The sequence below is a fragment of the Eggerthella hominis genome (assembly GCF_014287365.1).
Classification (GTDB): domain Bacteria; phylum Actinomycetota; class Coriobacteriia; order Coriobacteriales; family Eggerthellaceae; genus Eggerthella; species Eggerthella guodeyinii.
On record NZ_JACOOA010000003.1, the window covers coordinates 1 to 23668 of the forward strand.

The window sequence follows — 23668 nt, forward strand, 5'->3', positions numbered from 1 at the left end:
CCATTCCGAACCCGGCAGTTAAGCCTGCCATCGCCGAAAGTACTGCGGGGTCAGCCCGTGGGAGGACAGGACGTCGCGCTCGCCCAGGGCGTTTCCGTTTCCGCCGAGAGGCCCGAGGGGCCCCCGATCCTGGCCGGATCGGGGGCCCTTTTCCTTTGCCCCGGGCCCCTCAGGGGGCGCGCCGCGCCCGGAGGGCGCGGGCGGCGACCCCGGCCGCGAGCAGCCCCAGGCCCGCGAGGGCGGCCAATGCGGCGGAGGCGCTGCCGAGGCCGTCTCCCGTGGCCGCGAGGGTGCCGCGGTGCGGCGTCGGGGGCGCGGGCGTCGGCTGTGGGGCCGGGGCGGGAGCGACCTGGAACGCGGCGTCCGCCGAGGCCCGCGCGCCCTCGGTCGAGGAGAAGGCGAGCTTCTCGGAGTGGGAGCCGGCGCCGAGCCCCGCGACGGGCTTGACGGCCACGGCGACGGACTGCCCGGGCTGGAGCTCGAGGCCGTTCGGCAGGTCGGTGACGAACAGCTCCAGCGGATCTGCGGAGACGCGCAACGCCACGTCCCCCGTGTTGGTGAGGGTCAGGCGCTGCGCCGTGACGTCGGAGTAGCCCGCCGTCGCCGAGAACGAGAGCGCCGTCGGCTCTATCGCAAGCTTTGCCTCGCGGGAGACGGCGACGATGACATCGCCCGCGTCCACGCCGTCCGCCCGGGCGATGTAGGCGGACGTGACGTCCATGTCGGGATCGCGGTACGAGACGACCGCCGCCCCTGCGGGGTCGACGATGCGGTTCCCCGCGTCGAGCACGATGCGCCCGTCCTCGTCCTTGGTGAGAAAGCCGGCCGCGTACACGGCCGAATCGCTGTCGTGCCGCCCGACGGCGTCGGCGGGCACCGTCGCGTGCACGAAGCCGTCTCCGGTCAGGGAGAACGCGACGGTGCCGTAGGTGTGCACGGCCGCCGACGGCTGGTAGACGTTCCCGCTGGCGGCTTCCACGTGCGAGGCCCCGGCGAACGCGATGCCGGCGTCGGCCTTCACCGCCGTGGTGGTGGCCGACGCCGCGGTCAGCGCACTGTCGGTGACGGCGAGCGTGCCGTTTTCCTTTCCTGCGTACACGGCCGTATTGTCGGCTGAAGCGCGTACGATGCTGGCCTCGATGACGATGGGTCCCCACGACTGGATGCCCGTGCTGAGGCTGCCCGGCGCCTCCACGTCAACGGTGCTCGATGCGATGCGCAGCGTTGCGTCGTTGAGCTGGTAGAGCGCGTGGCCCGCCTTGAGCGGGTCGTCCGACGCGTACGCCATGTTGAACGTCAGATTCGAGCCTTCGATGGACATATCGCCGTCGCCGATGAGGCATTCGAATTGCGTTTGCACGGAAAGCGTTGCATCCTGCACCGTGGTGGCTCCGTCGCACGAGATGCCCCGCATCATGCGGTTCTGCGTTGCGAGCGATCCGGTTCCGGTGATGAGGCCGACGAGCTTGTCGGTGCCGTCGGTCGATTCCATTCCGATGGCCGTGACCCAGCTGAGCTCGTTGTCCTCGCTGTACGCGGGGAACGCGAACGTGCTTGCGCCGATGAGCCGCACCGTGAGGTCGCCGTCGGCATACACGCCGTATCGATACGTTCCGTCGTCGGTGGTGATCACGCAGGGGGTGTCGACGAGGGCGTTCTCGAGCGTGAGCGTGTTCGTCGCGGCGTCGTAGCGGATGGGGTCGGTTTCCGATCCGGGGTGCGCGATCATGTCCACGCCGTTCGCCATGACGGTGGTGGGCGCAGGACTGGCGAACGCAGGTTGCACGGTCCAGCAGAGCAGCGCCAGAAGGGATGCGATTGCGATCAGGCTCCAGAGCGGCAGGGTGAGAGCACGTTTGGCAGGGGAAACGGGCGGGATCATGCTGACCTCTTTCTCGAATTCGGCTCGCTCTCCCGACCATAGCAAAACGCGCGTTCCTGTGGAGGCGACGCGCGCGGGCTGGCTCTGCGCGGTTGTCGTTCCGTGACCATTTCGCGACGATATGGGTGTTGGGCGGTGGTTGGGCTACAATACGGCGCTATGGAAGAAATCATGCACATAGCACTCGACGTGCTGGTAGACGCGGTCAAGGACACGATCTACATCATCCCGTTCCTGTTCATCACGTACCTGGCCATGGAGTGGCTTGAGCACAAGACGAGCGGGAAGACGGAAGCCGCCATCCAGCGCGCCGGCGCGGCGGGGCCGTTCATCGGCGCCATCGTGGGCGTGGTGCCCCAGTGCGGTTTCTCCGCGGCCGCCGCGACGCTGTGGGCCGGGCGCGTCATCACCCTGGGCACGCTGTTCGCGGTGTTCCTCTCAACGTCGGACGAGATGCTGCCCATCTTCATCGCCGAGCAGGTTCCGCTCGACGTCATTTTCAAAATCATCGGCGCGAAAATCATCATCGGCATGATCATGGGCTTCCTTGTGGACGCCGGTCTGCGCATCGCGCGCCGTATCGAGATGCCGCTGCATATTCACGACCTGTGCGAGCAGGAGCATTGCCATTGCCACGACGGCGAAGGCGGCATCCTGAGAAGCGCGCTCAAGCATACGTTGCAGGTGACCCTGTTCATCTTCCTCATCACGCTGGCGCTGAACGGCCTGCTGGCTGCGGTGGGCGAGGATGTGCTGGCCGAATTCCTCGGCGCGAACCCGGCGCTGTCGGTGTTCGGATCGGCGCTGGTGGGCCTCGTGCCGAACTGCGCGGCCAGCATCGTCATCGCGCAGTTGTACGTGGAGGGCGTGCTGGGCTCGGGCGCCATGCTGGCCGGGTTGCTCGTGTCGGCGGGCGTGGGCCTGCTCGTGCTCGTGCGCACCAACCGCCACCTGAAAGAGAACGTCGCCATCATCGTGGCGCTGTACGCGATGGGCGTCATCTGGGGTTTGCTGGCGAACGCGCTCGGCATCGTGTTTTAGGGTTTTCCGCGTGCTGACTTCGCGCACCCTATGGGGTAGGATAGCGGAAGGCACCGAATAGGAAACGAGAAGGAGAGCATCATGGCGACACTCGAGGCCGGCCTGACGCGCGACGAAGCGTTCGCGCTGCTGCAGGAGCACAACAAGGATCCGTTCCACATCGAGCACGGCGAGACGGTCGAGCAGACCATGCGTTATTTCGCGCGCGAGTTCGATCCTGAGAACGAAGAGTTCTGGGGCATCGTCGGGCTGCTGCACGACCTCGACTGGGAAGAGCACGACGACGAGCCCGAGCTGCACACCATCTACGCGGCCCCGCTCATCGAAGCCGCCGGCGGCTCGCCCGAGCTCGTCCGCGCCATCCAGAGCCACACCTCCGACTTCAACCCGGAGCTGCCGAAGCCCGAGCTGCAGATGGAGAAGATCCTGTTCGCCTCCGAGGAGCTGACGGGCCTCATCGGCGCGGCCATCGCCATGCGCCCCTCGAAGAGCGTCATGGACTTCGAGGTGAAGTCGCTGAAGAAGAAGTTCAAGGACAAGCGCTTCGCCGCCGGCGTGAGCCGCGACGTCATCCGCTCCGGCGCCGAGATGCTGGGCTGGGAGCTGGACGAGCTGTTCGCCCGCACCATCGAGGCCATGCAGTCCTTCGCCCCCGACAAGGACACGTTCGTCCCCGTCGAAGGGTAACCCGGCAGCGCGGCAGCGCGCCTGCGTCGTCCAAAGCCCCTGTCGCCTCGTGCGGCGGGGGCTTTTTGCGTCTTGGTTGCATTTGCAACCGATATTATCCTTAATTACAGATAATATGCGTGCCTAAGGATTAAGGGGCTGCGTTCGCAGGGGAAAGACGAGGGGGTCGCGGTGGAGCCGAAGGAAGGGCGCAAGCTGCGTGCCAGCTTCACGCTGAAGATGATCGTGCTGCTGGCGGTTCTTGCGGTGGTCTACCTGTATTCCTTCCTCATCGGCAGCGTGGATATCTCGGTGGGCACGGTGGTCGATATCCTCCGTGCGCAGATCATGCCGGTGCAGCAGTATTGGGCCGACGTGCTGGAGCCCATCATGATCAACGTGCGGTTTCCGCAGATCACCCTGTCGGTGCTTATCGGAGGCGCCCTGTCCGTTTCGGGTGCGTCGTACCAGACCGTGTTCAAGAACCCCATGGTGTCCTCTGACATTCTCGGCGTATCGGCCGGTGCCGGGTTCGGCGCGGCGTTCGCCATGCTGAACGGGGGCACGTGGTGGGAGATCCAGATCGCCGCCTTCGTGTGCGGCATCGCCGCCGTCAGCATCGCGTACGGCATCGGCGCGATATTCGGCAAGCAGAACCTGACCATTCTCGTGTTGGCCGGCGTGGTGGTGTCGAGCTTCTTCCAGGCGCTCATCTCCATCATCAAGACGGTGGCCGACACCGACAGCGTGCTGCCCTCGATCACGTTCTGGCTGATGGGCAGCTTGAACAAGGGCGATAACGCCGACTTGCTGGTCATGCTGCCCTCGGTGGTGCTGTCGCTGGCGCTGCTGTTCGTGTTTCGCCACAAGATCGACGTGCTGGCGGCCGGCGAGGACGAGGCGACCGCCATGGGCGTGAACGTCAACCTCGTGAAAGGCGTGGTGATCGTCGCCTCCACGCTGATGACCGCCTGCGCCGTGTCGGTTGCGGGCATCATCGGCTGGATCGGCATGGTGGTGCCGCACATCGCCCGCACGGTGACGGGCGCGTCGTACTCGAAGCTGATCGCCGGCTCGTTCGTGATCGGCGGCATATTCCTCGTGCTCATCGACGACATCGTGCGCGCCTCGCTTGCGGACTTGCCGCTGGGCGTGCTGACGGCCCTCATCGGCACGCCGGTGTTCGTGTTCCTGCTCGTTCGCACGAGGAGGGAGTGGCTGTAATGCTGGAAGTGTCCGACCTCCGCTTTGCGTACCACGCCAACCGGGGCGACGTGCTCAAGGGCGTGACGTTCTCTTTGGGCGAGGGCGAGATCCTGTGCCTGCTGGGTTCGAACGGCACCGGCAAGACCACGCTGCTGCGCTGCCTGCTGGGGTTTTCCAAGCCCAAGGGCGGCACCGTCGCCATCGACGGCAAGAACATCGTGGGCATGGCGCCGAAAGAGCGTGCGCACCACATGGCGTACGTGCCGCAATCGTCGTCACTGGCCTTTCCGTATTTCGCGCGCGAGGTGGTGCTGATGGGGCGCGTGTCGCATCTGGCTCCCGGTGCCGCGCATTCGGCGCACGACAAGGAGGTGGCGCTCGCCTCGATGCGCCGCTTGCAGATCGAGCATCTGGCGGAGCGCCGGTACCAGGAGCTGTCGGGCGGAGAGAAGCAGATGGTGCTGGTGGCGCGCGCGTTGGCGCAGGAGGCGCGGCTGCTCGTGATGGACGAGCCGACGGCGAACCTCGACTACCACAACCAGGTGAAGATCCTCGCGGCCATCAAGCATCTTGCGGCCCAGGGCCTCGCCATCCTCATGACGTCGCACTATCCCGATCACGCGTTCCTGGCGTGCTCGACCGTGGCGTTGATGAGCGGCGGGCGCATCGTCGATGCGGGCGCGCCCGACGATGTGGTGACCAGCGAGAGTCTGACCGCGCTGTACGACACGCCGGTGCACGTGGCGCGAACCGATGTGGGCGGCGTGTCCATCAAAACCTGCATTCCTTTACTCGACGGAGCGCGACCCGGTTGCGACTCCGAGGGGATGATAGAACGTACCGAACAGGAAGGAACTGATCATGAAGATCGCTAGCACCAAGGAATGGCTTGCGCGCGCGACGGCGGTGGCGCTGACCGCCGCGCTGGCCTGCGTGGGCTTGGCCGGTTGCACGTCGCCGAGCTCCGAGACCGCGCAGCAGCCTGCCGAACAGCAGACGCAGGAGCCCGCCGAGCAGAAGGCTCCCGAAACCCGCACCGTCACCGACATGGCCGGCCGCACCGTCGAGATCCCCGGCACCGTCGAAAGCGTGGCCACGTTCGGGTCGGTGGGCGTGCTCAACGCGTTCGTCGAATGCATGGGCAAGGGCGACCTGATCGCCAACGAGATGCCCGCCAACTTCACGAAGAACGACAAGTGGGCGATGCAGTACAAGTTCGCGCCCCAGATGAAGGGCGAGCCGGTGCTTGAAACCGCCGACGGCATCGACATGGAAGCCACCATGGCGCTGAACCCCGACCTCTGCATCACGATGATGGAGGATATGGCCCAGCAGCTCGAGGAAGCGGGCATGACGGTGATCGTGCTGCAGTGGGGCGACACGGAAGACGTGAAAACGGCGGTGAATCTCATGGGCGAGGTGTTCGGCGTGGAGGATCGCGCCGACGACTACAACGCCTACTTCGACGAGACGGTGAAGAAGGCCGCCGATCGCACGGCGAAGCTCTCCGACGACGAGCGCCTCAAGGTGATCTACGGCGACGTCGAGTCGCTGACGAACCCGCACGTCATTTCCGAGTGGTGGCTCACGGCTGCGGGCGGCCAGAGCGTGACCGAGGAGAAGCACCAGAAGAACTCGCTCGAGTACACTATGGAAGACCTGCTGGCGTGGCAACCGCAGGTGATCTTCTCCAGCAACACCGACACGGAGACCATCTACGCCGATGCGAACATCGCCAGCCTTCCCGCCATCCAGGACCAGCGCGTGTACGTGGTGCCCACCGTGGCGCATGTGTGGGGCAACCGCACGGTGGAGCAGCCGCTGACGGTGCTGTGGGCCATGAACAAGATGTATCCGGAGCTGTACACCGAAAGCGAGCTGGCCGAGGACATCAAGTACTTCTATAGCCACTTCTTCGAGTACGAGATGACGGACGCGGAGATCGATTCCATCATCAACTACCAGTAACGACTTCTCCCCGACGATCCGCCCGCAGCTCCGAAACGCTGGCGCTGCGGGCGGAACCTGGGGATTCAAGGTGGCGCGCACGCGGGGGACGACGATTGGGCGCGCGAGGCGAGTGAACGGACATCCATGTACAAACTGGCGATCTACGGCAAGGGCGGCATCGGGAAATCGACGACGACGTGCAACCTGGCGGCGGCGCTTTCCGCCGACGGCTTCACGGTGATGCAGGTGGGGTGCGACCCGAAGGCCGATTCGACGCGTCTGCATACGGGCGGCGAGCCGCTTCCCACGGTGCTCGACCGCATGCGCGCGGGTGGCGAGCTGACGCTGGACGAGGTGGTGTTCCGTGCGCCGAACGGCGTGCTGTGCGTCGAGGCGGGCGGACCCGTACCGGGCCAGGGGTGCGCGGGGCGCGGCATCATCGCCGCCTTCGACCTGCTTGAGACGCTGCATGCGCACGAGGCGTTCAAGCCCGATTTCGTGCTGTACGACGTGCTGGGCGACGTGGTGTGCGGCGGCTTCGCCATGCCGCTGCGCGGACAGTACGCCGACGAGGTGGCGGTGGTCACGTCGGGCGAGATGATGTCGCTGTATGCGGCGAGCAACATCATGCGCGCCGTCGAAGGGTTCAAGAAACGCGGGTACGCGCAGCTGCTCGGGCTGATCGCGAACCTGCGCAACGTGGACGACGAGGTGGCCAAGATCGCCCGCTTCTGCGAGGAGGAGGGCGCGCGCGTGGTGGCGACCGTGCCGCGTTCGCCGCTCGTGCAGGAAGCGGAGGACGCGGGAACCACCGTGATCGAGGCGTTCCCCGACTCCGCCATGGCCGGGGTGTATCGCCAGCTTGCCGCCACCGTCAAGGCTGCGGCCGCCGCGAGGGCCTGACGATGGCCGAGCTCTCCTATCAGATTCCCGAGTTCGGGCGCGCAAAGCGCATCATGCGCATACCCGAAAGCCACGCGCTGTACCTGTGCCCGAACGCATGCGGGCGCCGCCAGGGCATACGGGCGCTGCGCAACGGCGAGGCCGACCATGCCTCGTTCCTGCGCTTCTCGCAAACCGACATCGTGTCGGGTGCGTACGAGGAACAGGTGGTGCAAGCCGTGGGCGAATTGCTTGACGCGCTGCATCCGCGTCCTCGCGTGCTGTCGCTGTACGTGAACTGCATCGACGACTTCTTGGGAACCGACGAAGACGGCTTGCTGGCCGAGCTGCGCGCGGCGTTTCCCGGCATGCGCTTCCTGTTGTCGCACATCAACCCCATCGCCGCCGATCTTGCGCGATCCACGGCGAAAAACATCCACACGCGGCTCTACGATGCGCTCGACGAGGTCGACGAGCATGACGCGGGAATCAACCTCGTGGGCAACTTCGAGGCGCCGCCGCCATTGTGCGAGCTGTATCGCGTGCTGGACGAAGCCGGTGCGCAGCCTGTCCGTCAGCTGATCGCGTGCGCGTCGTTCGACGAGTATCTTGACCTGGCGAAGAGCCGGTTCACGTTGAGTCTGTCGCATCTGGGGGACGGCGCGGCGGCATCGATGGAGGAGCGCTTCGGGATTGCCTCGATGCGCTGGCATGCCGTCTACGACGTGGCCGAGGTCGGCCGACGCTATGCGGCGCTTTTCGAAGCGCTCGAGGTGACGGACGATGCGCGGGCGCGGATCGACGCGACGCTGCTTGCGTGCCGGCAGGCTGCCGAGGCGGCGCACGACGCGGCGCGCCGCGCGGTGGGCGACCTGCCGGTGGTGGTGGATTCGTCCGCGTCGCTCATGCCGTTCTCGCTGGCGCTGGCTTTGCTGGAGGCCGGGTTCAACGTGGCCGCCGTGTTCGGCCTGCATCTCAAGGGGTGCGACGATGGTGCCGAAGCGCGTCTGCTGCGAGAGTATCCCCAGGTAGTTGTTGTGCGCAAGGAGAGCTACGAGGCGATTCAGGGGTACGGGTTCTCGCGCGCCTGCCTGGCGATCGGATCCGACGCGGCCTTTTTGCTGCATGCGCAGCATACGGTTGACCTGTATCACGACGAGGGGTTCTTCGGGTACCAGGGCATCGAGCGCTTGGCGCGCGCGATGGTCGATGCCGTGGAGGACGCCGCGTCCGACGCGGCGGGAGGCGAGGCGTGATGGCGAAGCTGTCGCTGTACCTGCCGCCGTTCGCGGGCGACTATTCGGGGGCGTGCTCCACGCTGTTCGGGCTCGATTGTCTCGTGATCGTCATCGACGCCGGTTGCTGCACGCGCACCTATGTGGAATACGACGAGCTGCGATGGAGCCACCGGCGCAAGAGCACGTTCTCGGCGCAGCTGCGCACGCTCGATGCGGTGTTGGGCGACGACGAGCGCATTCTGGAGCAGACGATCGAAGCGGCCGAGGCGTTGCGGCCTGCGTGCATCGCGCTGGTGGGAACGCCCGTGCCGGCCATCGTGGGGATGGATCTGGCGGGCATGGCGCACGAAGTGGAGGTGCGCTGCGGCGTGCCGTCGTTCGGGTTGCCCACCACGGGGTTCGAGACGTACGAGCGCGGGGCCTCGCTTGCGCTGGCGGCGCTGTGCGGGAGGTTTGCGCTCGAGGGCGCGCCGGCGGCTTCGTTCGGCGTGCCGGGCGCTCGTCCGCGCGTGAACCTGTTGGGCGTGACGCCGCACGATTGCATGGGCGAAGAGCATGCGGCCGCGCTTGAGGCGTGCGTGCGCGAACAGGGCTTCGAGGTGGCGTGGAGCACGGCGGGCTCGTACGCGCTCGAGGACGTGGCGGCGGCTTCGCGCGCCGATGCGAGCCTGGTGGTGGCGTGGTCGGGGCTGACAGCGGCGCGCTTGTTGCACGATCGCTGCGGCGTGCCGTTCGCGACGGGATTCCCGGCGGGGAGCGTGGGCGTCGACGCGCTGGGCGCGGCGTTGCGCGCGGCGATGGCGGGTGGGCGCGCGGGCGTTTCGCCGCCGGTTTCGTGCGCGGCATCGGACGCGGTGCCGACAATGGCTGCGGCGCCGGTGCTCGTCGTGGGCGAGCAGGTGGCCGCGAACGCGCTGCGCGGTGCGTTGCGCGCCCGCTTCGCGCACGTGGGCGCGGTGCCTCCCGTGCACGTGGCGTCGTTCTTCGCGATGGAGCCCGCGTGGATGGAACCGGGCGATAGGCGCTTGGAAACCGAGGCGGACCTCGCGCGCTACGCCGAGGAGCATCCGGGCTTGCGCTGCGTGGGCGACCCGCTGCTGCGGCGGGTTCCCGGGCTCGCCGCAGCGCCCCTGCTGGAACTGCCGCACGAGGCGGTGTCCAGCACGTTGTACGCGCAGGACGCCCCGCTGCCTGGCGCGGCGATGGATGGCGAGATCGATGCGTTCGTGGAGCGCTGTACGAAGTGAAACGCGCCTGATGGCGTAGACGAGAAAGGCGACCGATGGAATTCGTGTACGAAACGAGCGTGACGCGCGCGGATGCGCTGCGCGAGCTGTGCGAGCGATGGGGCGTGGAGCCTGCGGTGCGCGTCGTCGCGCTCGACGAGGCGTTCGGCCGGGTGACGGCCGAAGACGTGCGGGCGGTGTGCTCGCTGCCGGTGAAGCGCTCGTCGAAGCGCGACGGCATCGCCGTGCGGTCGGCCGACTTCGCGCATGGCCTGCCCGACACGAGCGGGTGGCGGCGCGGCCGCGATTTTGCGCAGGCCGACACGGGCGACGATTTCCCCGATGCCTTCGACGCGGTTATCGCGGTGGAGGACATCGCGTACGAGGCCGACGGCGCGTTGCGCATTACGAATGACGACCTGGATGTTCGTCCTGGAACCGCGGTCAATCCGTGTGGGTCGATCGTGCGCGCGGGCGATGTGATCGTTCCTGTGCACACGCGCCTCACGCCCGAGCTGGTGGCCGCGCTGGCCGTGGGCGGCCACGCGCAGGTGCGCGTGCTGGAACGCCCCGTGGTGGCCTATCTTCCCACGGGCAGCGAGCTGGTGCCGTACGGATCGTATCCGCAACGCGGGCAGAACCTGGAAGCGAACGGCCTCATGGTGCGCGGCATGCTGGGCGCTTGGGGTGCCGAGGTGCGTTGCTACCCCATCGTGCGCGACGATCGGGAGGCGCTCGAAGCGGCGCTCGACCGCGCGTTGGAAGCGGCCGACATCGTGCTGATCAACGGCGGATCGTCGCGCGGCGAGGAGGATTTCAACGCGCGTTTGCTGGAGCAGCGCGGCAGCTACTTCCGCCACGGCGTGCGCGCGATCCCAGGGCGCCCGGTGGGCATGGCGCTGATCGACGGCACGCCGGTGGTGAACGTTCCCGGTCCGGTTCTGGCGGCGTTTCTGTGCATGGATTGGCTGATCAAGGGTTTGGTTGCCCACTATCTTGGCGTACCCGTCCCGCAGCGCCAGACGGTGCGCGCCCGCCTTGCCGAAGAGGTGAAGAAGCCGGCGGGGTTCGAGCGGCTGTCCCGCGTGGCGCTGTCGCCGGACGGCGAGGGCGGCCTGACGTGCACGCCGCTGCCGTTCGGTCTGGGCGTGGCGAACACCCTGCGCGAGAGCGACGGGATGCTCGTGCTGCCCCTCGGTTGCACGGAGGCCGAGGCGGGCGAGCTGGTGGAGGTCGAGCTGCTGAAGCCGCTCGAGTTGATTGAGCGGGGCGCATGCCGATGATGCGCGAGGGGGAATCGAGCGACGCCGCGTTTGCGGCGGCGCTCGACGCGGCGCGGACGCGCCGCCCGACGGCCGAGGAGGTGCTGGTCCTGCTGAGGCTGGCGATGGCCGATGGGGCGCGGCTCGAGGAGCTGTGCGCGGCGGCGTGCGAGGTGCGTGATCGGGAGCTGGCGGGACGCGTCGAGGTGGAGGCGGCGTTCAACTCGGTGGTGCCGTGCCGGTTGCGACCGCTATGCCGGTACTGCCCCTATTGGCGCGACCCCGATCAGGAGCTGATGACGATCGAGGACATCCTGGAGAACGTGCGGTACCTGCGCGAGCGCACGGACATTCGCCAGTTTCACCTGAGCGGCGGGTCGGAGCGCGGCGAGGGGGACGGCGGCATCGTGTCCATCGTCGAGGCTATTCGGGCTGCGGGGTTCGAGGACATGGACATCGTGGTGAACTGCGGCGCCTCGTTCTCCGATGCCGAGTTGCGACGCCTCGCGCAGCTGCGCGTCAAGCGCGTGTTCTCCGTATTCGAGACGACGAACCCGCAGGTGTTCGCCGAGACGAAGCCCGGCGACGATCTGGACGAGAAAATGCGGTTCGCGCGGCGCATCGCCGCAGCGGGCATGGAGGTGGGCTCGGGGCTCATGGCCGGCTTGGGCCCGCACGAGCATGCGTGCGCGGACTACGCGAAAGCGCTGTTCGACCTGGCAGCCATCCCGAACCTGACCTGCGTGTACGTCTCGAAGTTCCGCCACGCGGCGCGCATTCCCATGAACGGCCATCCCGAGTGCTCGCTGTCCGAAGCGCGTGCGCTGGTGGCCGCAGCGCGCCTCGTGCTGCGCGACGTGCACATCCGCGCCGCGGCGGGGTGGGGCGCGGACGAGGGCGCGGCGGCGGCCGACGCGGGCGCGGGATCGGTGACCGTCGCGTGCAGCTTCTCGAAAGGAACGGGCCATTGGAGGCGCCCGGAGGATGCCTAGCTGGTGAGGGCGAAGCGGTTGCGGTCGTAGGAGATGATGCCCTCGCGCTGCATGCGGCTGAGCTCGCGCGACAGCGCGCTGCGCTCGATGTAGAGGTAATCGGCCAGCTCCTGGCGGTTGTAGGGGATGCTGAACGTGCGCGAGCCGGCTTCCTGGGAGCGTTCTTGCAGGTAGGCAAGCACTTTCTCGCGGGTTGACCGGTTCGCGAGCGTGTCGAGGCGCTTCACCAGCTGCATGTTCATGTCGGTGAGCGAGGCCACGAGGTTGCCCTTGATGCGGTTGATGTGCTTGATGCAGCAGGGACAGCCTTCGATTTCCTGCGAGATGCTGAAGTCGATGGTGGTGCACGGGCCGGTGGCCACGATGTCCAGGCAGTTCGCCACGCAGAACTGCGGCGCCAGCTCGCTGGCGACGACGGCGTCTTCGCGGTAGCTGCCGAGGATCGACCGGTTGCCCGCGGCATCGTAGCGCACGATGAGCGCCTCGCCCTCGATGAGGTAGCGCGTGCACGACGTTCCGTGCGCCCGGCCAGCGAGGATATCGCCCTTTTCGAACCGCGCGACGCGCGCGTTCAGGCAGCGTAGCACGGAGGCGCGTTTTTCGGCGGGGATGCCTTCGAGCAGCGACAGCTCGTCAACGGGTGCGTCGATGGTGGGAGAATCCGTATCGCTCATAACCGCTCCGCTCGGGAAGGAATATTCTGGTAGAAGTATAATACAAAAGGCTTCCGTCGCGTGTAGCGGCGGAAGCCTTTTGCGGAGAGAGTCAGATCCTTCGGTAGGTTACGCCGATTGCTCCTGATGCCGATCTTTTCCAGGGCCGGTCTCCTTGATCTTCATAAAGCAGATAAAGTTGATGATGTATACGAGGCCGAAAGCGAAGAGTGTCCACCGCAATCCGAAAACGTGCTGGGCCGCATACGTGGACAGCCCGGACAGGGGCATGAGCGCATCGGTCATGAACCCGCCGACGATGGGGGACAGGAACCCGAAAATGAAGCCGATCGCGGTGATGAGGGCGAACGATGCCCCCGCCTTCGAAGCGGTCATGCCTTTGAGCTCCATCGGGACGCAGTACAGGGATGGCAACCAGAAACCGTTTCCGAATGCGTACAGGGAGATGCCGATGAGCACGAACACGACGGAGACGTTCGCGCCAAGCGTTGCGATGAGGATACCGGCGAATTCGACCACTGATCCAACGAGGAACTGCGGCTTGCGCTTGCCTACCTTGCTCATGACCATTCCGCCTGCAAGGCATCCGATGAGCCCGATGCCGGGAAACGCAACCGAGGAAGCGAACCCTGCGATCGCATCGGAAAAGCCGCCCGATTCGGCAATGAACATGGGCAGGATGGTGGCGATGAAAGAGTAATTGATGTAATCGAGGCTGAAGGCTACCACCAGCAAGCGAATCGCTTTGCGCGACCAAAGATCACGATACAAGTGTTTTTCCTCGACGCTCTCGCTCTCGTCGAGCGGGTCGGCGTAGTTAGGAAGGTTCTTCGCTTTCACGAACAGAACCCATACGGCAAGGATGACCAGGGCGATCAGCCCCCATATGCCAAGGCTGAACTCCCAGCCGAATAGCGAGGCGATTGGCGCTACCGCCGAGAAGCAGATGAGGGTGCCGATGAACGGGAAGAAGCCGTTCAGTGTGTTCATCTTCTCGCGACCTTTCGGCTTGAACCACTGCATGATAGCAGAACCGATGAACGGCACGCCGAATCCGAAGCCAAGCCCGAAAAGAGCCCTGCCGACGAGCAGGATGAGGTACGAACTCGACGCTGCGAAGTTGAGGAGCGTGCCGAACGCGACGAACCCCATGGTGAGCACGAACAGGTTGCGCGTGCCTATCTTGGTGTCGAGCGATGGACCGACGAGGCATCCGACGATGATGAACGGGTACATGATGTTGACGGGCAGGTTGAGGAGCGAGTTGTTGTCGAGTACCCCAAAATGCTCACCCAGGTTCAACAGGATGGGAGCCGGGGACATTTGAAGGATATAGCAGGTCAAGATGCCGAAAAACAACAAAGCAACCACTGCGGTGCCCGTCTTTTTCCCTGAAGGATTGTGAGCCATCGTGCTTCCCCTTTCAATAAGGTTCGGTGCGACGGCGATCTCGTTCCGCCGTCGCACCGGAGGATGTAGAGCCTACTTCGCCAGCGATTTCGGCACCTGCCTGGAGAAGCAGTGTATGCCGCCTCCCAGGATGTTCAGTGCGTAGGTGTTGATGCCGACGACCTCACGGCCGGGGAAGCATGCACGCAGCACGCGCAGCGCTTCGGCATCCTTCTCCTTGATGGCGTCGGGCAAGCCCTCGCTCCAATACTGCTGCGCGATCACCTTTTTGTTCGTGATGATGAAATTGGTGTAGCTTTGCGACGCGACGAAGGTGATGTCGCCTTCGGTATCCTTGGCGGCCGTCTCAAGGGTGCGCCCTACGTATCCGGCCAGCAGGCAGTCCTTGTCCTTGCCCTTGAAGTCGGCGGTGTAGTACTGCACTTCGGGGACGGGGATGCGCACGATATTGAACGGCTTGCCGTCGAGGTTCGTTTGCTTTCTCAGGTATTCGTAGGCTTCGTCGAAGCGTTCTTTGTTCAGGCGGGCGATCTCGTAGCGCTGTGCCTCCTCATCGGAGATGAAGCCGAGCACGATGGTGTTCTCGTCGCAGAAACGCGCCATCTCGTCCATGTGGCAGTTGGCGCCGCCGGCCTTGAACGCCGTGGGTTCGTTGTCGGGGCCGGGAACGGGGCCGTCGCAGCAATCTTCGTCGTCGTAGGTGCCGCGGGGCACCCAGAGAATCTTCTCGATGCCGGCCAGACGCTTCATTTCCTGCTCGAATTCCTCTTTCGTGTACTGAGGGTTCCGTTTGGTCAGTTCGGTCTCCTCGGTGGTGAGCAGCACGCCGGCACCGTTGAACTCGCGGTCGCCTCCCTCGCTTACCAAGCGGGTGAACAGCACGGTGTCGATGCCGACGGTTTTCGCGTGCCAGCGGGAAACGCATTCCGTGACGGCTCCTTCGCGATGGTAGACCGTCGCGCCGCCCACGCCCCACATGCATTTGTTGAAGGATATGACTGCTCGCTCTCCTTCGTCGTTCATGACCACTTCCGCGCCGTAGTCGCGGGGCCAAGCGAGCGTGGCGCACGGCATGAACGTTTCCTCGTCGCCCTCTTTGATGATGACGGTGTCGGGCTCGAAGTCGACGAGCTCGACGTTGTCGGTGGGAATGCCGCGCGTGCCAAGCGTTTCGAGGATCTTCGAATGGTCGCATCCGCGCGCTTGGATGAGAACCTTCACCACGGGGACGAGCTCCTCGATGACGTTGAGGTACACGTCGAGCTGGGAGTGATCCTTCCAAACGAACTCTTCGTAAGGCCAGGTGACCAGGATAGATTCCTGTTCGGCCCACTCTGCAACGGCATGGTAGTTAGTGCTGGCCATGGTTCTTACCTCTTTCCGAGAAGGGTGGTTTAGTAGGCGTAGTTGGGCTCTCGCACGGTGAGCATGTTCTCCAGTTTTCCCAAGTAGTAGTCTTCCATCTGCTTGGAGGGATGCGTGCGATGCGGGTAGAGCAGGTAGGCGAGGATGCCCTTTTCGGCGTGGAGACGATTCTCCGCCTGGGGCAGTAAGGCCGATTGCGGGCCGTCCCACACGTCGTCGGTGATTTCCCAACCGCGGTTTCCCGGGAGGAAGTGCATGACCCAAGCCGTCGGCTTTGCCTTGCTCATGAGCTCGGCATTGACGGAGTACTTGGGATAAAACGTCGACTTGGCAAGCTCTTCGGGAAGGCGCACGTCGTAATACCAGGTGACGCCTGTATAGATGAAATCAACTTGATCGATGTAGGCGTAAGGGTCGTCGGTGACGATGAGCTTCCCGCCCGATTCGGCGCATTGGGCTTCGATATGGGCTCGCCAGTCGTCGCCGATGGAGTACTCTTTCGGGGAGCACAGCACGATGGTCATGCCCAGCTTGCTGAACAGCTCCTCTTGCGCCTTGAGCGTTACGCAGCAGCTGTACGGCGAGTCTTCGTTCGAGCTGCAATCGCCGATGTACATGAAGACGACGTCCTTGAGGCTCTTGTCCTTGGGCTTGCGCTCGATGACGGTGAGCAGGTCGGCGATGACCTGGCTGGGGTGGCGAGCGCTGTCGAGCATGTTGATCACCGGAACGGTCGAGTTCGACGCAAGCGCCTCAAGCACGGAGCTGTCGTTGATGCGCGCCGAGATGCCGTCGCACATGCTTGACAGCACCGCGGCAGTCTCCTTCCATGTTTCATGGGAGCCGGCGTGGGTTGCCTTCGTGTTCAGGAACAGCGCATGGCCGCCGAGCTGCGTCATGGCGGCCTCGAACGAAACGCGCGTGCGCGTGGACTCCATCGCGAACAGCATCGCGAGGCTCATGTCCTTGAGCAGCGGCGGTCGAATGCCCTTTTCGTACGCCTCCTTGAGCGTGATGGTGACGTCCATCAAATCCATGATCTCGTCCTGGGTGTAGTCTGCGAAACTCAGGAAATGCTTCACCTCTGCCATGCTGGGCTTCCTTTCTCTTGGCGGGCGGCACCTGCGATGTCGCCCCTCTATCCGGTAAACTACCAGCTGCGAACCTACTCAATCTATGACCTGACGAGGTGATTGCGATGGGTAGTTTTTGCCGAGGGGAATAACCCTCCGAGTGCCTGGAGGCGTGCGAATCCATAACTCATGATCGTCGGGATAAGCTATGACTTTGAACATCAAAGTTCCTGGTAAACCGCTAAAAACGACTTTGATTCCTGTTGGATATGACTCGGGTGATGCGGGAGTATTGAGCTATAATCAGGGTGGTTGTGCTGAGATAATCGCGGAGTACTCGCAGTATGTTCGGGGGCGGCATGGACGATGTAAGCGATTTCTGGGTGGGCGAGGCGTTCTCTCTCGTAAACGATACGATATACGGGATATACAACGACGACCTCATGGACGTGTATCCGAAGTACTGCGCGCGGCTTGAGGCGCTTGTCCCCTTCGACGGATACTTCTACTCCTACTTCTATTACGATTCCAATCGATGCAAGGCCTTCAATTTCGAAGCGAGCTCCAATATCCCCTCGGCATCCATCGAAGAGTATGTCGAAAAATATTGGGCGATCGATTACATCCGATGGTTTTTGGACTCGTCTGCCTCCGAGGTGTTTCGCGACACCGATGTGATCAGCCCGCTCGCGTACGAACAGTCGGCTTTCTTCAGGGGTTGGCTTGCTCCGCTCGGGTTCTTCTACTCGGCCATCGCGCCGGTGTCCAGCTGTGAGAAGACGATCGTTTCGCTCGACCTGATGAGGTCGAAGGACTCGGGCGACTTCTCGGATTCGGAGTTGGTGTTGCTACAGGGCTTCAATCGCCATCTGTGTTCTCGTTTCGTGGGCGAGTTCCCGCAGGGCATCACAGAAGCGCACTTCAAGGGGTTGAAGGGCAGCCTCAAGGATACGTTTTCATGCACGGATCGGGAGATGGACGTGATCGATCTGCTCGTGGCGAAGAAGAGTCGAAGCGAGGTGTGCGAGGAACTTTTCATCAGCGCAAACACACTGAAGAAGCATATCGCGAACATCTATCGGAAGCTGGGCGTATCCAGCGCGAACCAGTTTTTCCAGAAAGTTGCCGAATTCGAGAACCGCCCGCGATCGTGAGGAACGCGGGCGGTTCGAGGAGGGGGATCGGGTAGGTTGAAACGTTACGCCAGGTCGCCGGCTATGTGGCGGACGGCGTGGCGGGCGAACGTGATGGTGCGGCCGCAGGCGCAGCCCACGATGTACTCGGGGTAGTTGTTGCCGAAGATGCTGCCCGAGCAATCGCCCGCGGCGTAGAGGCCCTCGATGGGCTTGCTCTGGGCGCCGAGCACCTGCATGTCCTCGTTGATGCGCAGGCCGTCCACCGTGGTCAGCAGCGAGCCGCCGTACCAGATGCCGTAGAACGGGGCCGTGCGCAGCTCGGACAGGCGGTAGGCTTCCTTGCCGAAGTCGGCGTCTTCCTGGGCGTCGTAGAAGCCGTTGTACTTCTCCACCTCGGCCAGGAACGCTTCCTTCGCCTCGCCCTGGAAGCCCAGCTTGTCGGCCAGCTCCTCGATGGTGTCGGCCTTCACCATGGTGCCCTTCTCCAGCTGGTCGGCATAGATCTCGTCGAGTGGGGTGTCGGCTTCCTTCGCCAGCAGCTGCTGGGTTTGACGCGAGCAGCCGATGGTGCTGAAGCGCTTGACGTCTTCCTTGAGGTTCGAGTCGAACACCTGGCAGAACACGCCGCCCTCGTGCTCGGCCGCCGCGAAGCAGCAGAAGTCGTAGGGGGTGGACTCGTTCACGAAGCGCTTGCCGTCGCGGGTGACCTTCATGAGCGGTTGCGAGCCGAGGTTGAACTGCTTGTCGGTACCTGCGAACGTGGCCACCTCGCCGGGGCCGCTGATGATGCCCGCGTTCTCGCCCGGCTTCACGGCGCCGCGGTCGAAGATCATCGGCGCGCCGATGCTGTCCTTCTGCGCGCCCGCCCACATGCCGGCCTTGATGCCCTCGCCCACGTTGTTCGGCGAGCCGTACTGCAGCGTGACGCAGCGGTCGACCATCGGGTTGCACGCGCGCAGCATCTCGGCGTTGCTCGTGTAGCCGCCCGTGGTGAGCAGCACGCCCTTCGCGGCGTCCACCTGGACGTATCCGCCGTCGGCCTCGAAGATGGCGCCCGTCACCTTGCCGGCGTCGTCCTGCACCAGCTTCACCAGCTTGTGGTTGTAGGTGACGTCGTAGCCCTTGTCGTTGATGTAGGACAGCAGCACCTTGTTGCGCTCGAGCGCTTCGCCGGCGGCGTCCTTGCCCGCGTAGTAGTGCTCCATCGGGAACAGGGCGAAGCTCGTGCCGCCGGTCTCGTGGTCGATGTCGTTGTCGAAGGCGCACGTCATGCCGGCCTCGGTGAGGATGGGGTCGATCCAGTCGACCACGCTGGCGCTCTCCTTGATCCACACGCGGATGACGCGCTGGTCGCACTGGCCCGAGGCGTAGCGCGAGAACTCGTTGAGCAGGCGGCCTTCGTCCACGTGCGCGCCGGCGGCCTCGGTGTACTTCGTGTTGATGGCGCCGAACCAGTGGCGGCTGCGCTGGATGGAGCCGGACTTCTCGCACAGCATGAAGTCGAGTCCCAGGTCGGCGGCCGTGGCGGCTGCGGCCATGCCGCCGTTGCCCGCGCCGATGATCAGCAGGTCGGTCTGCTTCGTCTCCTTGATGTCGCCGGCCGCGATGTCGGGCGCGCTGCCCAGCCAGTCGGTTTGGGCGGACGCGTCGGCCTTGGTTTCGGCGGCATCGGCCTTCGTCGCGTCGCCGGACGTCTCGGCTTTGGCTTGCGGGGCGCATCCGGCCAAGCCGAACGCCGCGAGCGCGCCCGTGGCTGCGGCGCCCGTCAGGAAGCTTCGACGCGAAAGACCCTGTTCTGCGATGTTCTTCATGATTGTTCCCTCCTGAGAAACGATTGGTGAACCCTGGGGCCATCATGCCGCGCCGCGCGGGTGCTGTCCTCACCGTCAGGGGACCAAGTTCGCGCATTCGTCGCGTCCGCTCCTCTCACCCCCGTGGTACCAGAACGGTGGTTTCCCCTTGTCAGACGGGGGTGAAGTGCGGTAGGCTTGCCTACATCGGGGAAGCGGGCAACGGCCGGGGGAGGCGTATGATCGAGGTACGGAACACCATCAACGCGACGTGGGTTCGCTGTCTCGTCGCGTTGATCGCCGAGCTGTTCGGCACATGGCTGACCAACGCGGCGCTGTATCCGCAGTACATCGGCGTTATGTCCGAGGCGCGCGACGCGTCGTCGCTCGTGGGCGTGATAACGCTCGTGGCGCTGGCGGTGTGGGCGCTCAAGAAGCCCTCGTCCATCAACGAGACCACCCTGACGGCGGGATCGTTCGTGCTGTACTCAGCGGGGTTCGCGCTCATCGTGCTGGGCATCGCGCAGCAATCGGCTCCCCTGCTGCTGGCGGGTGCGTGCGTGCGCTCGGTCGGGTCGCGCTGGGTGGTGGTGCTCATGGGCATCTCGCTGTGCAAGCTCGACAAACGCTCGTGCATGCTGTGCATCGCGTCGGCCCTGGTGGCAAGCTACTTGCTGCGACTTCCGTACATGGGCGCCGACGCGACGGTGAGCATGGCCACGCTGTTCCTGCTGCCGTTCATCATGTACGCCGCGTGCCGCCCGCTGGCGCTCGACATGCTCGCCGTCATCCGCGAGGCGGTGCCGCCGGCGGAAACGTCCATCACGCAGCCCGCGTCGTTCGTGCCGTTCGCACACGGGCTGTTCGTGGCCATCTTCATCTTCCGCATCGCGTACGGGTTCGCGTTGACGTTCGGCTCGATCGACGGCAATCCGCAGCAGACGTTCTTCGGCTTGATGCCCATCGCCATCCTCTTGGTCATGGCCCTGCTGCCGAAGGTGCCGAAAGCGGATGTGTTGTACCAGGCCGCAGCGCTGTTCGTGGTGGGCGGGTTCCTCGCGGTGGTGGTGCTTGTGGGCCGCGCGCCCGGCGACATGGCGTTCGCGAACGGGCTGCTGTACGCGGGCAGCGAGTGCTTCGATGCGCTCATGTGGTTCGTGCTGGCCTCCATCGGCGCGCGCAACAAGGTGAACGCGCTGGCCGTGTTCGCGTGGGGACGTGCGGCCTCGTCGGCGGGCCTGCTGTGCGGTGCGACGGTGGGGCATGCGGTGAACGCCACGCCCGATCCGCTGACGGTGTCGGTGGGCATCGCGGTGGTGCTGTTCCTGTTCGTGGCGATGAACTTCACGGTGCTCAAGCCGTTCGGCTTCCAGGCAACCATCGACGGCGTGCAGTCGGTTGAGCCCGTCGCGGCGGCGGCCTCGGTGGGGCTGCCGGAGAAAAGCGCCGCCGTGGCCGCGCGGTACCGGCTGACGCCGCGCGAGACCGAGCTGCTCGAGCTGCTGGCGCACGGGCGCAACGGGCCGTTCATTCAGGAGAAGCTCGTGCTGTCGCGCAACACGGTGAAGACGCACGTGGCGAACATCTACGGCAAGCTGGGCGTGCATTCGCAGCAGGAGCTTATCGACTTGGTGGAGCAGGCCGACGAGCGATAGGGGAGGCTCGAGGGGCTGCCGCGCGGGCGCGCTACTCGCGTTCGGCCTCTTCGAGCTTGCGCCGCATGGTGCCCTTTCTGCGGCTGACCACGAGGTAGGCCGCGAGGGCGACGATGGCCACGAACGACATGGCCTCGAACAGGCCGCGATAGCCCCACACCGGCTGCACGATGCCCAGCAGCAGCGGGCCCACGCCCACGCCGATGTCGAGCAGGATGTAGAACGTCGAGTTCGCCAGGCTCAGCCGGTCGTCGGGCGCGATGCGCACGGCCAGCGCCAGGCCGCTGGCCTGGATGGTTCCCACGCCGAATCCCAGCAGCGCCGCCGCGATGAGCATGGCTGCGGGCCGGTACACGGTGGCCAGCAGGCCCATGCCGAAGATGAACGCGATGAACGCGGGGATCATCACCGCGCGGTCGCCCTTGCGGTCGAACAGCTTGCCGGTGAACGGACGCGTGACGAACGTCGCGATGGCGTAGACGACGAAGAAAAAGCTCGCGGGCGCTTCGAGCCCGCTTTCGGCGGCGAACGGCGTGAGGAACGCGAGCAGGCTGGAGTAGCAGAAGAACAGCAGCGCGCATACGGCGCCGATGGGAACGACGCTCGTCTCGAGGTAGTTCGCGATGCGTGGGCGCGCCACGCGGAAGCCGCCCGCCTGCTCGGTGCGCTCGTCGCGGGCGATGTCGTTCGCCTTCTGGGCCACGCGTTCGGACGGCACGGGAGTCTTCGGCACGCGAACTTGCGTTGCGGCCAGCAGGCAGGCGCCGGCTACTGCGGCGGTGACGATGAACAGCGTTTGGAACCCGGCGTTCTGCGTGAGAAACATACCCAGAAACGGCCCGATGGCCGCACCCAGCGTGACCGACAGCATGTAGTAGCCCACGCCCTCGCCTTTGCGGTTGTCGGGCACGAGCGCCGTGACGATGGTGCCGATGGAAGTGGAGCACATGCCGAAGGCGATGCCGTGGAGCAACCGCACGACGAACAGGAGCCAAAGCCCAACGCCGACCAAGTACAGCGCCGAAAACGCGACTTCCAGCACCGCTCCGATAATCAGCAGGCGCTTGCGGCCAACGCGATCCATGATGCGGCCGCTGAAGAGGCGTGCGATGAGCGCGCCGATGACGAAGATGCTGGCGGCGAGCCCTGCGGTGGACGCAGCCGCATCGTACGTTTTCATGGCGTAGTCGGCGACCACCACCATAAGCCCGTAATAATTGAGCATGACCAGGAAATTCACGGTGGTTCCGAAGACGAAGTCCCTCGTCCAAAGCTTTTCTCGCGCTGTGGTGGCCATGTTAACGTGCCGCCCGGTCTTTCGTTTGCGGGGCGGGCGCGTCTTTCGCGATGAGCACGGCGATGGGGGAGCCCTGCACCACGGCGTAGCTGACGCTGCCGAGGAATCCCTTGACGCCGCCCTGTCCGCGGCTGCCCATGACGATGAGGTCGCACCCTTCGTCCTGCGCGCATTTCAGCAGGAGGTCGGCCGGCGAGCTGCCCTTCAGCAGGTGGGTGTGGGCCCTGTTCGGCACCTCGTCCGCCAGCTGCTCCATTTCGACCAGCACCTTCTTCGCCTCGTCGAGCAGCACGGTCTCGGCGCCGGTGCCCAGGCCGTACAGCTTCACCACGTGGACGAACACGAGCTCGACGCTTTCATCCTGCGCACCGATGGAGCGCGCCAGCTCGAGCGCTTTGGCGGAGGGTGCGGAGCCGTCGTAGGCAACCAGGACCTTGGAGCACCACATGGGCATCACGGCCTTTCTTCGAGGGGATGTGCCGTTCCCTCGATTGTAGTACGAATCGTTTCGGATTGGATAACGGCACGGTGGCAAGGGGTAGACGGTCTTGCGGGCGCGAAGATGTGCGGCTGGTGTTCGTCAACATAATCATTGACCCACCCTGCTTGCCCGGCTAAAATGAGTACTCGCGCATTGCTGCGAACGTGGGCCGTTAGCTCAGCTGGTAGAGCAGGGGACTTTTAATCCCAAGGTCGCGGGTTCGACTCCCTCACGGCCCACCATTTTCTTTTTCGCCGCAGCGTGTCCGAGCGTTTCGCTCACTGGGCCATCGTCCAACGGCAGGACTCTGGTTTTTGGTACCAGCTATCCAGGTTCGAATCCTGGTGGCCCAGCCACATTCTTGACGCGCTGTGGGCGCATGCAGTTTTCCGCATTTGTCTTGGCCTCGAAGACGGGCCGCCGCCCGCAATGGGCCCCAGCT

At 64.9% G+C, this 23668-nt stretch carries 20 protein-coding genes and 2 tRNA genes; 14 read left to right on the plus strand and 8 right to left on the minus strand.

The features are described 5' to 3' along the window. Positions 1 to 169: 169 nt before the first annotated feature. On the minus strand, positions 170 to 1882 hold the full coding sequence (locus H8S61_RS07535; RefSeq protein ID WP_186938551.1) for a carbohydrate-binding domain-containing protein: 1713 nt from the start codon (positions 1880 to 1882) through the stop codon (positions 170 to 172). A gap of 171 nt (positions 1883 to 2053) precedes the next feature. On the opposite strand from H8S61_RS07535, the gene H8S61_RS07540 reads away from it, so the two are divergent. The 10 genes from H8S61_RS07540 to H8S61_RS07585 all read left to right on the plus strand — a co-directional run bounded on the left by H8S61_RS07540 (position 2054) and on the right by H8S61_RS07585 (position 12345). Further along, positions 2054 to 2923, plus strand: coding sequence for an arsenic efflux protein (locus H8S61_RS07540; protein WP_255466524.1), 870 nt, complete (start codon positions 2054 to 2056; stop codon positions 2921 to 2923). Between the two features lie 81 nt (positions 2924 to 3004). Then, positions 3005 to 3610, plus strand: coding sequence for an HD domain-containing protein (locus H8S61_RS07545; RefSeq protein ID WP_186938553.1), 606 nt, complete (start codon positions 3005 to 3007; stop codon positions 3608 to 3610). 171 nt (positions 3611 to 3781) lie between these two features. Beyond that, positions 3782 to 4813, plus strand: coding sequence for a FecCD family ABC transporter permease (locus tag H8S61_RS07550; protein WP_218958872.1), 1032 nt, complete (start codon positions 3782 to 3784; stop codon positions 4811 to 4813). Continuing rightward, the gene (locus tag H8S61_RS07555) at positions 4813 to 5670 is read left to right on the plus strand and encodes an ABC transporter ATP-binding protein (protein ID WP_186938554.1); all 858 of its coding nucleotides are present in this window, start codon (positions 4813 to 4815) and stop codon (positions 5668 to 5670) included. The genes H8S61_RS07550 and H8S61_RS07555 overlap by 1 nt, the downstream gene beginning before the upstream one ends. Continuing rightward, positions 5657 to 6763: an ABC transporter substrate-binding protein gene (locus tag H8S61_RS07560; protein WP_186938555.1), complete on the plus strand. Its 1107-nt coding sequence runs from the start codon at positions 5657 to 5659 to the stop codon at positions 6761 to 6763. The genes H8S61_RS07555 and H8S61_RS07560 overlap by 14 nt, the downstream gene beginning before the upstream one ends. Positions 6764 to 6889: 126 nt before the next feature. Next, a complete protein-coding gene (locus tag H8S61_RS07565) occupies positions 6890 to 7648 on the plus strand; it encodes a nucleotide-binding protein (protein ID WP_186938556.1) in 759 nt (252 codons plus the stop codon). A gap of 2 nt (positions 7649 to 7650) precedes the next feature. Continuing rightward, a complete protein-coding gene (locus H8S61_RS07570) occupies positions 7651 to 8883 on the plus strand; it encodes a nitrogenase component 1 (protein ID WP_186938557.1) in 1233 nt (410 codons plus the stop codon). Beyond that, positions 8883 to 10112: a nitrogenase component 1 gene (locus tag H8S61_RS07575; protein WP_186938558.1), complete on the plus strand. Its 1230-nt coding sequence runs from the start codon at positions 8883 to 8885 to the stop codon at positions 10110 to 10112. The genes H8S61_RS07570 and H8S61_RS07575 overlap by 1 nt, the downstream gene beginning before the upstream one ends. A 35-nt stretch (positions 10113 to 10147) precedes the next feature. Next, a complete protein-coding gene (locus tag H8S61_RS07580; RefSeq protein WP_186938559.1) occupies positions 10148 to 11374 on the plus strand; it encodes a molybdopterin molybdotransferase MoeA in 1227 nt (408 codons plus the stop codon). Further along, the gene (locus tag H8S61_RS07585; RefSeq protein WP_186938560.1) at positions 11365 to 12345 is read left to right on the plus strand and encodes a radical SAM protein; all 981 of its coding nucleotides are present in this window, start codon (positions 11365 to 11367) and stop codon (positions 12343 to 12345) included. Before H8S61_RS07580 ends, H8S61_RS07585 begins: the two co-directional genes overlap by 10 nt. Here the strand turns inward: H8S61_RS07585 and H8S61_RS07590 are convergent. The 4 genes from H8S61_RS07590 to H8S61_RS07605 form a co-directional block, all read right to left on the minus strand. Beyond that, a complete protein-coding gene (locus H8S61_RS07590) occupies positions 12342 to 13019 on the minus strand; it encodes a Crp/Fnr family transcriptional regulator (protein WP_186938561.1) in 678 nt (225 codons plus the stop codon). The two genes, H8S61_RS07585 and H8S61_RS07590, sit on opposite strands and share 4 nt — an antisense overlap. Before the next feature lie 108 nt (positions 13020 to 13127). Further along, the gene (locus H8S61_RS07595; protein WP_160941460.1) at positions 13128 to 14429 is read right to left on the minus strand and encodes an MFS transporter; all 1302 of its coding nucleotides are present in this window, start codon (positions 14427 to 14429) and stop codon (positions 13128 to 13130) included. 72 nt (positions 14430 to 14501) lie between these two features. Beyond that, a complete protein-coding gene (locus H8S61_RS07600) occupies positions 14502 to 15794 on the minus strand; it encodes an agmatine deiminase family protein (protein WP_186938562.1) in 1293 nt (430 codons plus the stop codon). A gap of 29 nt (positions 15795 to 15823) precedes the next feature. Next, positions 15824 to 16885 (minus strand): ornithine carbamoyltransferase, encoded by a 1062-nt coding sequence (locus H8S61_RS07605; RefSeq protein ID WP_160941458.1) that lies wholly within the window; start codon positions 16883 to 16885, stop codon positions 15824 to 15826. Between the two features lie 341 nt (positions 16886 to 17226). On the opposite strand from H8S61_RS07605, the gene H8S61_RS17435 reads away from it, so the two are divergent. Continuing rightward, the gene (locus H8S61_RS17435) at positions 17227 to 18021 is read left to right on the plus strand and encodes a helix-turn-helix transcriptional regulator (protein ID WP_244977593.1); all 795 of its coding nucleotides are present in this window, start codon (positions 17227 to 17229) and stop codon (positions 18019 to 18021) included. A gap of 44 nt (positions 18022 to 18065) precedes the next feature. Here H8S61_RS17435 and H8S61_RS07615 read toward each other — a convergent pair whose 3' ends face one another. Continuing rightward, entirely contained in the window at positions 18066 to 19814 is a 1749-nt protein-coding gene (locus H8S61_RS07615) for an FAD-binding protein (RefSeq protein WP_186938563.1), read from the minus strand. 218 nt (positions 19815 to 20032) lie between these two features. Between H8S61_RS07615 and H8S61_RS07620 the strand changes: the two genes are divergently transcribed. Then, positions 20033 to 21448, plus strand: a complete 1416-nt coding sequence (locus tag H8S61_RS07620; protein WP_186938564.1) for a response regulator transcription factor — start codon at positions 20033 to 20035, stop codon at positions 21446 to 21448. 31 nt (positions 21449 to 21479) lie between these two features. Here H8S61_RS07620 and H8S61_RS07625 read toward each other — a convergent pair whose 3' ends face one another. Together H8S61_RS07625 and H8S61_RS07630 are read right to left on the minus strand one after the other, a co-directional pair. Further along, complete coding sequence (locus tag H8S61_RS07625) at positions 21480 to 22688, minus strand: MFS transporter (protein ID WP_366458052.1); 1209 nt, start codon at positions 22686 to 22688, stop codon at positions 21480 to 21482. Between the two features lie 58 nt (positions 22689 to 22746). Then, on the minus strand, positions 22747 to 23199 hold the full coding sequence (locus H8S61_RS07630; RefSeq protein ID WP_255466525.1) for a universal stress protein: 453 nt from the start codon (positions 23197 to 23199) through the stop codon (positions 22747 to 22749). 193 nt (positions 23200 to 23392) lie between these two features. Here H8S61_RS07630 and H8S61_RS07635 point away from each other — a divergent pair. Continuing rightward, positions 23393 to 23468, plus strand: a tRNA-Lys gene (locus H8S61_RS07635). A 40-nt stretch (positions 23469 to 23508) separates the two neighbouring features. Beyond that, positions 23509 to 23582: transfer RNA gene (locus tag H8S61_RS07640), tRNA-Gln, on the plus strand. Positions 23583 to 23668: the final 86 nt, after the last annotated feature.